The following is a 13,021-nucleotide window of genomic DNA, read 5'->3' on the forward strand; positions in this document are numbered from 1 at the left end:
GCCGGCGAGTCACGCGCGCCTGCCGGCGAGTCACGTGCGCCCGGCGGGAGTGACTCCTCGCCCGGCGGGAGCGACTCCTCGCCGGGCGGGAGTGACTCCTCGCCGGGTGTACGCGACTCCTCGGCGGGCTCGGTTAGAGTTGGGACGATCTCGTTTCTTCCACCAGAGGACGTCGCAGCCCCATGTTCGACACCCTGCAAGGCCGCCTGCAGTCCGCGTTCAAGAACCTGCGCGGCAAGGGCCGGCTCTCCGAGGCCGACATCGACACCGTCGCCCGCGAGATCAGGGTCGCCCTGCTCGACGCCGACGTCGCGGTGTCGGTCGTCCGCGAGTTCATCGCACGGGTCAAGGAGCGCGCCCTCGGCGCCGAGGTCAGCCAGTCGCTCAACCCGGCGCAGCAGGTCATCAAGATCGTCAACGACGAGCTCATCGAGATCCTCGGCGGTGAGACGCGGCGCATCCGCTACGCCAAGAACGGCCCGACCGTCATCATGCTGGCGGGCCTCCAGGGCGCCGGGAAGACGACGCTCGCCGGCAAGCTCGGCCTGTGGCTCAAGGAGCAGGGCAAGTCGCCGATGCTCGTCGCGGCCGACCTGCAGCGTCCCAACGCCGTCACGCAGCTGCAGGTCGTCGGTGAGCGCGCGGGCGTCACGGTCTTCGCCCCCGAGCCCGGCAACGGCGTGGGCGACCCCGTCCAGGTCGCCACGGCGGGTCTGGCCGAGGCCCGACGCACGCTCCACGACGTCGTGGTCGTCGACACCGCCGGACGTCTCGGCATCGACGCCGACCTGATGCAGCAGGCCGCCGACATCCGCGCGGCCGTCGACCCCGACGAGGTGCTGTTCGTCATCGACGCGATGATCGGCCAGGACGCCGTCGTCACGGCGGAGGCCTTCCTCGAGGGCGTCGACTTCACCGGCGTCGTCCTGACCAAGCTCGACGGCGACGCCCGCGGCGGTGCCGCCCTGTCGGTGCGCTCCATCACGGGCCGTCCCATCATGTTCGCGTCGACGGGCGAGAAGCTCACCGACTTCGACGCCTTCCACCCCGACCGCATGGCCGGCCGCATCCTCGACATGGGCGACGTGCTGACCCTGATCGAGCAGGCCGAGAAGGCCTTCGACGCCGAGCAGGCCGCCAAGGACGCCGAGAAGCTCATGGGGGGCTCGTTCACCCTCGACGACTTCCTGAAGCAGATGGAGGCCATCTCGAAGATGGGCTCCATGACCAAGATCATGGGCCTGCTGCCGGGCATGGGCCAGTACAAGGAGCAGATCGAGAACTTCGACGACCGCGAGGTCGACAAGATCAAGGCGATCATCCTGTCGATGACGCCGGCCGAGCGCGAGAACCCCAAGATCATCGACGGCTCGCGCCGCGCCCGCATCTCGAAGGGCTCGGGCACGCAGGTCAAGGACGTCAACGGCCTGGTCGACCGGTTCTTCGACGCCCGCAAGATGATGCAGCAGATGGCCAAGGGCGGCGGCATGCCCGGGATGCCGGGCATGCCCGGGATGCCCGGTGCCGGCAAGCGGGCCGGCGCCAAGCAGAAGCCCCAGCAGAAGAAGAAGGGCAAGCGGGTGTCGGGCAACCCGGCCAAGCGTGCTGCTGCCGCGACGGGTGCGGCACCGGCCAAGGACGGCGCGAACGCGTTCGGCTTCCCCGCGCAGGGCGACCAGCCGTTCGAGCTGCCCAAGGAGCTCAAGGACCTGATGTAGGCCGGCGCCTCGCCAGCACGCGCAGCCGCCACCACGTGGCGGCGACGCCGGCGAGGCAGACGGCCGCCGCGGCGGTGTCCTGGACGACCTCGCGGCCCGCGGTCACCGCGTCGTCGTAGGGCGCGACCAGGAACGGCATCACGACGCCCACGAGCACCGAGCCGATCACGAGCGCCGTCACGTGGGCGTCGGTCCAGCGCGGGCTCGTCGACCACCTGCCCACCACCGCGACGACGCCGGTCGCCACGACGACCCCCACCGCGAGGGCGGCGCCGGACTCACCGGGCAGGTACAGCAGGTACGCCGCGAAACCGATGGCCGCGACGGTGACGGTGGACGGCACCCGGACGTCGGTCACGTCGCGCCTGCGCCACCTCAGGGCGCCCGCCACGAGGAGCGCCGCCGCGACGACCGCGACGAACGTCTGCACGGGTGCCGCCTGGAACCCGTGCCCCTCCTCGTCCTTGACGCCGAGGTGGTTGACGACGCTCGCGAGGACGTAGACCGTCGCCACGACCGGCAGCCCGCGCCGCCCGAGCCACGGCCTGCGCCGCGACGGCGCGCGCGTCCACGCCTCGGCCAGGGCGATCGGCGTCGCGATGCTCGCGACGACGTGACCGCTCACGAACGCGAACAGGAAGTAGAGGCTGACGTCGAGCCCGGCGACGTGCACAGGGTGCTGGAAGTCGAAGCGTCCGTAGGAGGGGTTGAACAGCGACTGGTCGACGACGCCCGCCTGCAGGACGCCGAACGCCGCGGCGAGCATCAACATCGACGGCCACCCGCCCCCGGCGCGACGCGCGACCTCGCGGACCAGCAGCGCCGCGCTGCCGTAGAGGGGGGCGAGGAACACCAGCACCAGCGGCAGCTCGGTGACGGCGATGCCACCCCATGCCATCTCGGCGAACCACGGTGCCGCCACCAGCACGCCCAGCACCGGGAGCCACCGCGTCCGCCTCGTCATGGCTCCGACGCTAGGCGGGACGGCACCCGTGCGGCATCGACCGATCGGTTACAGGCCGTGCCGAAAGTCGTACCCCCGTCGCGCCGCGCGAGCATCGGGCATACGGTCGGTGCATGGGAGCAACACCGCTGGTCGTCGTCATGGGCATCTCGGGAGTCGGCAAGTCGTCGGTGGGGCACGATCTCGCCGACCGGTTCGGCGTCGAGTACGCCGACGGCGACGACTTCCACTCCGAGGCCAACATCGCCAAGATGTCGGCCGGCACGCCGCTGACCGACGAGGACCGCTGGCCGTGGCTCGAGAAGGTCGGCCAGTGGCTGGCCCGGCACGGCGCCGACGGGGGAGTCATCAGCTGCTCGGCCCTGCGCCGCGTCTACCGCGACGTCCTGACCGACGCCGCGCCCCGCACGATGTTCCTGCACCTGACCGGCGACCACGACCTCATCCGGTCGCGCATGGAGGGTCGTGACCACTTCATGCCGCTGTCGCTGCTGGAGTCGCAGGAGCAGACGCTCGAGGCGCTGCAGGACGACGAGCGTGGTTGGGCCTTCGACATCACCCCGCCGCCCGACGAGATCGTCGACGAGTTCGTCGCCAAGGCCGGGCTCACGCAGGAGGACGCGTCATGATCGACTCACTCGTCGCAGCGGCCGGTGACCCCGTCGAGGCGGTCGCGGGCACCGGCCAGCTCATCACGGCCGCGATCGTCGGCATCGCCGTCCTGGTCGTCGCGATCACGGTGTTCAAGCTGCACCCGTTCCTCGCGCTGATCCTCGGGTCGTTGACGGTCGGTGCCATCGCCGGGCGCGACATGCTCGCCGTCGTCGACAGCTTCAGCAGCGGGGTGGGCGACACCGTCGCCGGCGTCGGCGTGCTGATCGCCCTCGGCGCGATGTTCGGCAAGCTGCTGGCCGACTCGGGCGGGGCCGACCAGATCGTCGACACCATCGTGGGACGGTCGAGCCCGCGGATGCTGCCGTGGTCGATGGCCGCGATCGGAGCCATCATCGGTCTGCCGATGTTCTTCGAGATCGGCCTCGTCCTGCTGATGCCGGTCATCTTCCTCGTCGCCAAGCGCGCCGAGCGGTCGATCATCTCGCTCGGCATCCCGGCCCTCGCGGGCCTGTCGGCGATGCACGGGTTCGTGCCGCCCCACCCCGGACCGCTCGCGGCGATCGCGGCCGTCGACGCCAACCTCGGCCTGACCCTGGGTCTCGGCATCATCGTCGCCATCCCGACCATCGTCGTGGCCGGACCGGTGTTCGCGCGCTTCGCCGACCGGTGGGTCCCGGTCCCGGCAGGCGACCTCTACGACGCGTCGCCCGAGAAGCGCGAGCGCCGGCCCAGCTTCGCCGTGACCCTCGCGACGGTGCTGCTGCCGGTGGTCCTGATGATGGGCAAGGCCTTCGGCGACATCCTGGTCGACGACGGCACGACGCTGCGCAGCGTCCTCGACTTCATCGGCGAGCCCTTCGTGGCGCTGCTGATCGCGGTCATCGTCGCGATCTTCACGTTCGGCATCTCGACCGGGATGACGAAGGAGGACGTCTCGGACGTCCTCGGCAGCTCGCTGCCCCCGATCGCGGGCATCATCCTGATCGTCGGCGCGGGCGGCGGGTTCAAGCAGACCCTCGTCGACACCGGCATCGCGGAGGTCGTCGCCGACTTCGTCCGCGACAGCGGCGTGCCGGTGCTGATCATCGCATGGCTCGTCGCGGTGGTCATCCGTGTCGCCACGGGCTCGGCCACGGTCGCCACGATCACGGCGGCCGGCATCATGGCACCCATCGCCGCCGACCTGGCGGGCCCGGAGGTGTCGCTGCTGGTGCTCGCGATCGGTGCGGGGTCGGTGTTCTTCTCGCACGTCAACGACGCGGGGTTCTGGCTCGTCAAGGAGTACTTCGGGCTGACGGTCGGCCAGACGCTGAAGAGCTGGTCGATCATGGAGACCGTGCTGTCGGTCATGGGGCTCGTCGTCGTGCTGGGCCTCGACGTCGTCGTCTGACGTCTACGCCGAGAGCGAACCACGACGGTCGTCGTGGGGTCCCGTCGGTGCGCGGGGCTAGCCTGAGGTCATGCTGATCCCGCTCCTGCGGACGTATCTTGCTCCGTACAAGCGGCCCATCGCGATCGTCCTGTTCTTCCAGCTCGTGCAGACGCTGGCCAACCTCTACCTGCCGGGCCTCAACGCCGACATCATCGACCGCGGCGTCGTGCTCGGCGACACGGGCTTCATCGTCCGCACGGGGCTCGAGATGCTGGGCATCACGGTGCTGCAGGTCGTGTGCACGATCGTCGCGGTCTACTACGGCGCGCGCACCGCGATGGCCCTGGGCCGCGACCTGCGGGCCGGCGTGTTCGGCAAGGTCGAGACGTTCGCGGCGCGCGAGATGACCGAGCTGGGCGCGCCGACCCTCATCACGCGGTCGACCAACGACGTCCAGCAGGTGCAGCTCATCGTGTTCATGGCGCTGACGCTGCTCGTCACCGCGCCGATCATGTGCTTCGGCGGCATCGCGATGGCCCTGCGGCAGGACGTCGAGCTGTCGGGCCTGCTGCTGCTGGTCATCCCCGCGCTGGTCGTCAGCATCGCCCTGGTCATCCGCCAGATGCGCCCGCTGTTCCGGCTCATGCAGGTCAAGATCGACACGATCAACGGTGTGATGCGCGAGCAGATCATGGGCATCCGCGTCATCCGCGCCTTCGTCAAGGAGGACCACGAGGCCGAGCGGTTCGGCGACGCCAACCGCGACAACATGGAGGTCGCGATCGCGGTGGGCCGCCTCATGGCCATGATGTTCCCGATCGTCATGCTGATCATGAACGTCTCGGTCGTGCTGGCGACGTGGTTCGGTGGCTACCGCATCAGCAGCGGCGACCTCGAGGTCGGCACGCTGACGGCGTTCCAGAACTACCTGGTGCAGATCCTGATGTCGGTCATGATGGCGACGTTCATGCTGATGCTGTGGCCGCGCGCCGAGGTGTCGGCCGAGCGCATCACCGAGGTGCTCGGGACCGAGCCGAGCGTCCAGGCGCCCGACGACGCCCCCCACGTCTCGTTGACCGAGGGACGCATCGACGTCCGGGGCGCCTCGTTCGCGTTCCCGGGGGCCGAGCACGACGTCCTGCACGACGTCGACCTGATCGCGCGACCCGGTGAGACGACCGCGATCATCGGCTCGACCGGCAGCGGCAAGTCGACGCTGCTGGGGCTCGTCCCGCGCCTGTTCGACGCGACGGGCGGCTCGGTCGAGATCGACGGCCACGACGTCCGGTCCCTGCACCCGGAGGACGTCTGGGCCGCGATCGGGCTGGTGCCCCAGCGCCCGTTCCTGTTCTCGGGGACCATCGGGTCCAACCTGCGCTACGGCCGCCCCGACGCCACCGACGACGAGGTGTGGCAGGCGCTCGAGATCGCCCAGGCGCGCGACTTCGTCGAGAGGATGCCCGAGCGGCTCGACGCCCCGATCGCCCAGGGCGGCTCCAACGTGTCGGGGGGCCAGCGCCAGCGGCTCGCGATCGCGCGCGCGATCATCAAGCGCCCGCCGATCTACCTGTTCGACGACTCGTTCTCGGCGCTCGACTACGGCACCGACGCGGCCCTGCGCGCCGCGCTGCGCCCGGTCACGGCGGCCTCGGCCGTCGTGATCGTCGCCCAGCGCGTCTCGACGATCCGCTCGGCCGACCGCATCGTCGTGCTCGACGAGGGGCGCGTCGTCGGCACCGGCACGCACGCCGAGCTCATGGACGACTGCGACGTGTACCGCGAGATCGTCCTGTCGCAGCTGACCCTCGAGGAGGCGACAGCATGAGCGGGGCGAGGCCCGGTGGGCCGGCACTCGCCGGCATGGGCATGGGCCCGCAGCGCGCCCGCGACTTCAAGGGCACGCTGCGGCGGCTGGCAGACCGCCTACTGCGCGAGCGGTCGCTGGTGTGGGGCCTGGTGCTGTTCGGCACCCTGGCCACGTCGCTGTCGGTCGTCGGCCCCAAGGTGCTGGGCCACGCGACCGACATCGTCTTCACGGGGTACCTGTCCGACCAGTTCCCCGACGGCGCCACCAAGGCCGAGGTCGTCGCGCGGCTGCGTGCCGAGGGCAACGACCAGCTGGCGTCGCTCGTCGGCTCGGTCGACCTGCAGCCCGGGTCCGGCATCGACTTCACGAGCCTGTCGTGGGTGCTGGGCGGCGTGCTGGTGCTGTACGTCGTGGCCTCGCTGCTGCAGTGGTTCCAGGGACGCCTGACGACGATCGTCGTCCAGCACACCGTCGCCGACCTGCGCGGCGACGTCGAGGCCAAGCTCAACCGCATGCCGCTGGCGTACTTCGACCGCACCGAGCGCGGCGAGGTGCTGTCGCGCACGACCAACGACATCGACAACATCGCGCAGTCGTTCCAGCAGACCATGAGCCAGCTGCTGACGTCGGTGCTGATGGTCGTCGGCACCCTGACGATGATGATCGTCATCTCGCCGCTGCTGGCGCTCGTCGCGGTCGTGACGATCCCGCTCGCGTTCGTCATCACCAAGGCCGTCACGAAGCGCTCCCAGCCCGAGTTCGTCAAGCAGTGGACGAGCACGGGCCGGCTCAACGGCCACATCGAGGAGGTCTTCACGGGCCACGACGTCGTCAAGGTCTTCGGCCGCCAGAAGGAGGCGCGCGAGGAGTTCGACCAGCGCAACGACGCGGTGTTCGGCGCCTCGTTCAAGGCGCAGTTCATCTCGGGCGTCGTGCAGCCCGTCATGATGTTCGTCGCCAACATCAACTACGTGCTGGTCGCGGTGATCGGCGGGCTGCGCGTCGCGTCCGGCTCGCTCAGCATCGGCGACGTGCAGGCGTTCATCCAGTACTCGCGCCAGTTCACGCAGCCCCTGACGCAGGTCGCCGCGATGATCCAGGTGCTGCAGTCGGGCGTCGCCTCGGCCGAGCGGGTCTTCGCCCTGCTCGACGAGGACGAGGAGCGGCCCGACGAGGTCGACGCACCGTTCCCCGATCCCGTCCGGGGTCGCGTCGTGTTCGAGGACGTCTCGTTCTCGTACTCGCCCGACGAGCCGCTGATCGATCACCTCGACCTCGTCGCCGAGCCGGGCCAGACCGTCGCGATCGTCGGGCCGACCGGCGCGGGCAAGACCACGCTGACCAACCTCGTGCTGCGGTTCTACGACCTGACGTCCGGACGCATCACCCTCGACGGCGTCGACATCGCCCGCATGGACCGCGGCCCGCTGCGGCGGAACTTCGGTGTCGTCCTGCAGGACACCTGGCTGTTCAACGGCACGATCCGCGAGAACATCGCCTACGGCGCCGACGACGCCACCGAGGAGCAGGTACTGGCGGCGTCCGAGGCGGCGTTCGTCGACCACTTCGTCCGCACGCTGCCCGACGGCTACGACACCGTGATCGACGACGAGGGCACCAACGTCAGCGCGGGCCAGCGCCAGCTGCTGACGATCGCGCGGGCGTTCCTGGCCGATCCGTCGATCCTCGTCCTCGACGAGGCCACGAGCTCGGTCGACACCCGCACCGAGTCGCTCGTGCAGGGCGCGATGGAGCAGCTGCGGGCCGGCCGGACGTCGTTCGTCATCGCGCACCGGCTCTCGACGATCCGCGACGCCGACCACATCGTCGTCATGGAGGACGGTCACATCGTCGAGCAGGGCACGCACGACTCGCTGCGCGCGGCCGGGGGGGCGTACGAACGGCTCTACTCGGCGCAGTTCACGGCGCCGGCCTGACGGCGGTCAGGCGATGAAGGCCGTGACACGGTCCTTCGGACGTCCGATGATCGCCCGGTCGCCGCGCACCAGCACGGGACGCTGCATGAGCCGTGGGTGCTCGACGAGCAGGTCGGCCACGGCGTCGGGCGTCGTGACGTCGGCGGGATCGATCCCGAGGCCCGCGAAGAAGGCGTCCTTGCGGACCAGGTCGGCGGGCGGGTCCTCCAGCCGGCCGATCAGCTCGAGCAGCGCCGGGCGGTCGAGCGGGGTCGTGAGGTACCGGACGACGTCGGCCTCGACGCCCGCGGCGGCGACCTCGTCGACCGCGTGACGCGACGTGGAGCAGCCGGTGTGGTGGTAGATCACGAGATCGGACATGACCCGATCGTAGGTCGAGGGACGGACCGAATTGGAGCGTGGGCACCGGGTCTGGCAGAATGACCCCTTGCGTCCGGTTCGCACGGAGACCCTCTCATCTTCGCGCCGTCCGGCTCACCGATCTCGTCGGCCGTGTCCCCATGCGGCACCGACTGGCTCACCCACATACACACATCTGAGGAGACACCACACTCGTGGCAGTCAAGATTCGCCTGAAGCGTATGGGCAAGATCCGCACCCCGTTCTACCGCGTCGTCGTGGCCGACTCGCGCACCAAGCGCGACGGCCGTGTCATCGAGGAGATCGGCACGTACAACCCCAAGGCCGAGCCCTCGATCATCACGATCGACGGCGAGCGCGCGCAGTACTGGCTGGGCGTCGGCGCACAGCCGTCCGAGGCCGTCGCCGCCCTGCTGAAGATCACCGGCGACATCGGTGGCAACAACACCATGAAGTTCGCCGAGGAGAAGCGCAGCAAGGAAGACATCTTCCAGGACGCGCTGAAGGAGCTCCACGCAGAGCCCAAGGCCGACGCCGTCACCAAGAAGGCCGCCGCCAAGAAGGCCGAGCCGAAGGCTGACGAGGCCAAGGCCGACGAGCCCGCCGCCGACGAGGCCAAGGCCGACGAGCCCAAGGCCGACGACGCCAAGGCCGACGAGCCCAAGGCCGACGAGGCCAAGGCCTGATCGTGGCGGCCCCCCTCATCGAGGTCATCGAGCACCTCGTCTCCGGCATCGTCGACCACCCCGACGATGTCGTCGTCCGCACCAAGCAGACGCGTGGAGGCGAGCTGTTCGAGGTCCGGGTCAACCCGGACGACCTCGGCAAGGTCATCGGCCGCCAGGGCCGCACGGCCACGGCCATCCGCAAGGTCGCGGGCGCGATCGCCGGTCACGGCGGTGCGCGCATCGACTTCGTGGACGTCGATCGTCGTAGCTAGATCATCGACATGTTGGTCGTCATCGGCCGCATCGGCCGCGCCCACGGCATCCGTGGAGAGCTGAACGTCGACATCCGAACGGACGAGCCCGACCGGCGATTCGCCCCGGGCTCGTCCGTCGTCTGCGCCGGACGCACGCTGACCGTGAGAACCGCCCGCCACCACGGCGGACGTCTCGTCGTCGCCTTCGTCGAGGTCGCCGACCGCACGGCCGCCGAGAAGCTCCACGGCACGGTCCTCGAGGCGCTCGTCGACCCCGCCGACACCCCCGACGACCCCGACGAGTTCTACGACCACCAGCTGGTCGGGCTCGAGGTCCGCAGCACCGGCGCGGACGCCGCCGACCGCGTCGTCGGCACCGTCACGGGTCTGGTCCACCTGCCCTACCAGGACACCCTGACCGTCGACGTCGACGGTCGCGAGGTGTTCATCCCGTTCGTCACCGAGCTCGTGCCGGTCGTCGACGTCGCGGGCGGCTTCGTGACCGTCAAGGACGTCGAGGGTCTGCTCGACCCGACGCAGGCCGAGAACGCCGCGTCCGACCTCGCCGAAGACTGAAACCGTGCGCATCGACGTCGTCTCGATCTTCCCCGCGTACCTCGACGCGCTGCAGCTGTCGCTGGCCGGCAAGGCGCAGAGCTCGGGCCTGCTGCAGATCCGGACCCACGACCTGCGCACCTTCACGAGCGATCGTCACCACACCGTCGACGACACCCCGTACGGCGGGGGAGCGGGCATGGTCATGAAGCCCCAGCCGTGGGGTGAGGCCCTCGACGAGATGGCCACCGACGAGACCGTCGTGGTCGTGCCGACGCCGTCCGGCACGCCGTTCACCCAGCGGATCGCCGAGCGGCTGAGCGGCGAGCAGCACCTGGTGTTCGCGTGCGGCCGCTACGAGGGCATCGACCAGCGGGTCATCGACGAGGCCGCTGCGCGCTGGCGGGTCGAGGAGATCTCGCTCGGCGACTTCGTCCTCAACGGCGGGGAGGTCGCGGCGCTGGCGATCATCGAGTCGGTCGTGCGGCTGATCCCCGGGTTCATGGGCAATCCCGCCTCGCTCGTCGAGGAGTCGCACGGCGAGGACGGCCTGCTCGAGTACCCCGTGTACACCAAGCCGTCGTCGTGGAGGGGGCGCGACGTCCCCGACGTCCTGCTGTCGGGCAACCACGGCGCGATCGCGGCCTGGCGCCACGAGCAGGCCCTCGAGCGCACCCGCCGTCGACGTCCCGACCTGCTCGCCTGATCCCGGCCGGCGCGGACGGGTCGGCCAGACCTGCCCGCGGCACGAGGAATTAACACGGGCGCCGCTGCCGTAACACGCCCGTCATCCTCAGGCAAGCCTCAGAAAACCTCTCACCGACACAGTGACACTGCACTGAGCGCAGCAGCGTCGCTGTCCGCTCGGCCGGCTCGCCCCCCACGAGAGGTATTTCGCATGGATCTGTCTTCTGCCTGGTTGCTGCTCACCGCAGCCCTGGTGCTCTTCATGACGCCCGGACTGGCGTTCTTCTACGGAGGCCTCGTCAAGGCCTCGAGCGTGGTGTCGATGATGATGCTGAGCTTCGGCGCGATGGGACTCGTCGCCGTCCTCTGGGTCCTCTACGGCTTCAACATGGCCTTCGTCGACGGCAGCAGCGGAGACTGGATCCCCGAGGTCGTCGGCAACGCCTTCTCCGACTTCGGCATGGCCGACGCGGCGCAGGCCGCGTTCGCGGGCGAGGGTGAGCTGACGCTCGCCGGCGTGATCTTCGGTGGCACCTTCGCGATCATCACCGTCGCGCTGATCTCGGGTGCGATCGCCGACCGCGCCCGCTTCTTCCCGTGGATGGTCTTCGCCGGACTCTTCGCGACGCTGGTCTACTTCCCGGTCGCCGCCTCGGTGTTCTCGTTCGTCACCGACGACGCGGGCGTCCCGACGTTCACGGGCTGGGTCGGCCAGCTCGGCGGCCACCTGGGCCTCGACGTCGGCACGATCGACTACGCCGGTGGCACCGCGGTCCACATCAACGCCGGCGCCGCGGCGCTCGCGCTCGCGATCGTCCTGGGCAAGCGGGTCAACTTCAGCCGCGAGCTCCAGAAGCCCCACAACGTCCCGCTCGTGCTGATCGGCGCGGCCATCCTGTGGTTCGGCTGGTTCGGCTTCAACGGTGGCGCCGCCCTGGCGACCGGCACGGCCGGCACCAACGGGTCCGCGGGCCTGATCTTCGTCAACACGCTGGTGGCCCCGGCCGCCGCGCTGCTGGGCTGGATCCTGGTCGAGCACTTCAAGAACGGCAAGGCCACTGCGGTCGGCGCCGCGTCGGGCATCGTCGCCGGCCTCGTCGCGATCACGCCGGCGTGCGCCAACCTGTCGCCGCACTGGTCGATCGTGCTGGGTCTGCTCGCCGGTGGCGTCTGCGCCATCGCGATCGAGTTCAAGTACAAGCTCGGCTTCGACGACTCGCTCGACGTCGTGGGCATCCACCTCGTCGGCGGTGTCATCGGCACGCTCTACCTGGGCTTCTTCGCGATCGGCACGGGCCTGTTCACGGGTGGCGGCAACCTCGACCAGTTCATCGTGCAGCTGATCCCGGCCGCCGCGGTCGGCGCCTACTCGTTCGTCGTGGCCTTCATCCTGGGCACGATCATCGACAAGACGATCGGCTTCCGCATCCAGGAGGACGAGGAGGCCGCCGGCATCGACTCGGTGCTGCACGGCGAGACGGGCTACGCGCTCAACTGACGCCTTCACCTCCGCACGACCCGACGCGCCCACCGGTACGCCCGGTGGGCGCGTCGTCGCGTGACGGCCCGAGCCGTCGGGCGGGAGGCGATTGGCTCCGGACGGGCGCGCTGTGGCAACATTGACCCTTGGCGCCGGACGGATCTGCCACAGGGGAGCCGTCGATCATCGCCAACTCATCCTTTTGATCCAACCCATCCGTGGGTGACCTGTGGCACCAGCGAGGAGCACAACCATGACCAACCTCATCGACCAGGTCGCCAGCGCGTCGCTGCGCACCGATCTGCCGGCCTTCCGCCCGGGCGACACGCTCGAGGTCCACGTGAAGGTCATCGAGGGCAGCCGCTCGCGCATCCAGGTCTTCAAGGGCGTCTGCATCAAGGTCCAGGGCTCCGGCGTCGGCCGCACCTTCACGGTCCGCAAGGTCAGCTTCGGCGTCGGCGTCGAGCGCACCTTCCCGCTGCACACCCCCGTGATCGACCACATCGACGTCGCGATCCGCGGCGACGTGCGTCGCGCCAAGCTGTACTACCTGCGCAACCTGCGCGGCAAGGCAGCCAAGATCAAGGAGAAGCGCGACATCTGA

General features: G+C 69.8%; 13 protein-coding genes. 11 read left to right on the forward strand and 2 right to left on the reverse strand.

Annotation, left to right across the window (positions count from 1 at the left end; translation table 11 throughout):
- Nucleotides 1-182: 182 nt before the first annotated feature.
- The gene (ffh, locus tag ASD10_RS09435) at nt 183-1,718 is read left to right on the forward strand and encodes a signal recognition particle protein (protein WP_056607620.1); all 1,536 of its coding nucleotides are present in this window, start codon (nt 183-185) and stop codon (nt 1,716-1,718) included.
- Here ffh and ASD10_RS09440 read toward each other — a convergent pair.
- Nucleotides 1,702-2,682: a hypothetical protein gene (locus tag ASD10_RS09440; protein WP_157432523.1), complete on the reverse strand. Its 981-nt coding sequence runs from the start codon at nt 2,680-2,682 to the stop codon at nt 1,702-1,704. The two genes, ffh and ASD10_RS09440, sit on opposite strands and share 17 nt — an antisense overlap.
- Before the next feature lie 113 nt (nt 2,683-2,795).
- Here ASD10_RS09440 and ASD10_RS09445 point away from each other — a divergent pair, with 113 nt between their 5' ends.
- The 4 genes from ASD10_RS09445 (at nt 2,796) to ASD10_RS09460 (ending at nt 8,413) form a co-directional block, all read left to right on the forward strand.
- Nucleotides 2,796-3,311 carry a gluconokinase gene (locus ASD10_RS09445; protein ID WP_056607629.1) on the forward strand — a complete coding sequence of 172 codons (516 nt, stop codon included), beginning with the start codon at nt 2,796-2,798 and terminating at the stop codon, nt 3,309-3,311.
- Nucleotides 3,308-4,687 (forward strand): gluconate:H+ symporter, encoded by a 1,380-nt coding sequence (locus ASD10_RS09450; RefSeq protein WP_056607631.1) that lies wholly within the window; start codon nt 3,308-3,310, stop codon nt 4,685-4,687. The genes ASD10_RS09445 and ASD10_RS09450 overlap by 4 nt, the downstream gene beginning before the upstream one ends.
- Before the next feature lie 70 nt (nt 4,688-4,757).
- Nucleotides 4,758-6,494, forward strand: a complete 1,737-nt coding sequence (locus tag ASD10_RS09455; protein ID WP_056607632.1) for an ABC transporter ATP-binding protein — start codon at nt 4,758-4,760, stop codon at nt 6,492-6,494.
- Nucleotides 6,491-8,413 (forward strand): ABC transporter ATP-binding protein, encoded by a 1,923-nt coding sequence (locus tag ASD10_RS09460; RefSeq protein ID WP_056607634.1) that lies wholly within the window; start codon nt 6,491-6,493, stop codon nt 8,411-8,413. Before ASD10_RS09455 ends, ASD10_RS09460 begins: the two co-directional genes overlap by 4 nt.
- Before the next feature lie 6 nt (nt 8,414-8,419).
- Here ASD10_RS09460 and ASD10_RS09465 read toward each other — a convergent pair whose 3' ends face one another.
- Nucleotides 8,420-8,773, reverse strand: a complete 354-nt coding sequence (locus tag ASD10_RS09465) for an arsenate reductase family protein (RefSeq protein WP_056607641.1) — start codon at nt 8,771-8,773, stop codon at nt 8,420-8,422.
- Nucleotides 8,774-8,967: 194 nt separating this feature from the next.
- Between ASD10_RS09465 and rpsP the strand changes: the two genes are divergently transcribed.
- From rpsP to rplS, 6 genes are all read left to right on the forward strand, one after another.
- A complete protein-coding gene (gene rpsP, locus ASD10_RS09470) occupies nt 8,968-9,459 on the forward strand; it encodes a 30S ribosomal protein S16 (RefSeq protein ID WP_056607643.1) in 492 nt (163 codons plus the stop codon).
- A 2-nt stretch (nt 9,460-9,461) separates the two neighbouring features.
- Nucleotides 9,462-9,713 carry an RNA-binding protein gene (locus ASD10_RS09475; protein ID WP_056607645.1) on the forward strand — a complete coding sequence of 84 codons (252 nt, stop codon included), beginning with the start codon at nt 9,462-9,464 and terminating at the stop codon, nt 9,711-9,713.
- Between the two features lie 9 nt (nt 9,714-9,722).
- Nucleotides 9,723-10,271 (forward strand): ribosome maturation factor RimM, encoded by a 549-nt coding sequence (rimM, locus tag ASD10_RS09480; RefSeq protein ID WP_056607646.1) that lies wholly within the window; start codon nt 9,723-9,725, stop codon nt 10,269-10,271.
- Between the two features lie 4 nt (nt 10,272-10,275).
- Nucleotides 10,276-10,956: a tRNA (guanosine(37)-N1)-methyltransferase TrmD gene (gene trmD / locus ASD10_RS09485; RefSeq protein ID WP_056607647.1), complete on the forward strand. Its 681-nt coding sequence runs from the start codon at nt 10,276-10,278 to the stop codon at nt 10,954-10,956.
- A 192-nt stretch (nt 10,957-11,148) separates the two neighbouring features.
- On the forward strand, nt 11,149-12,435 hold the full coding sequence (locus tag ASD10_RS09490; RefSeq protein WP_056607648.1) for an ammonium transporter: 1,287 nt from the start codon (nt 11,149-11,151) through the stop codon (nt 12,433-12,435).
- A 235-nt stretch (nt 12,436-12,670) separates the two neighbouring features.
- Nucleotides 12,671-13,021, forward strand: a complete 351-nt coding sequence (rplS, locus tag ASD10_RS09495; protein WP_056607649.1) for a 50S ribosomal protein L19 — start codon at nt 12,671-12,673, stop codon at nt 13,019-13,021.

Origin of the sequence: Aeromicrobium sp. Root472D3 (assembly GCF_001426485.1) — a bacterium.
GTDB lineage: Bacteria > Actinomycetota > Actinomycetes > Propionibacteriales > Nocardioidaceae > Aeromicrobium.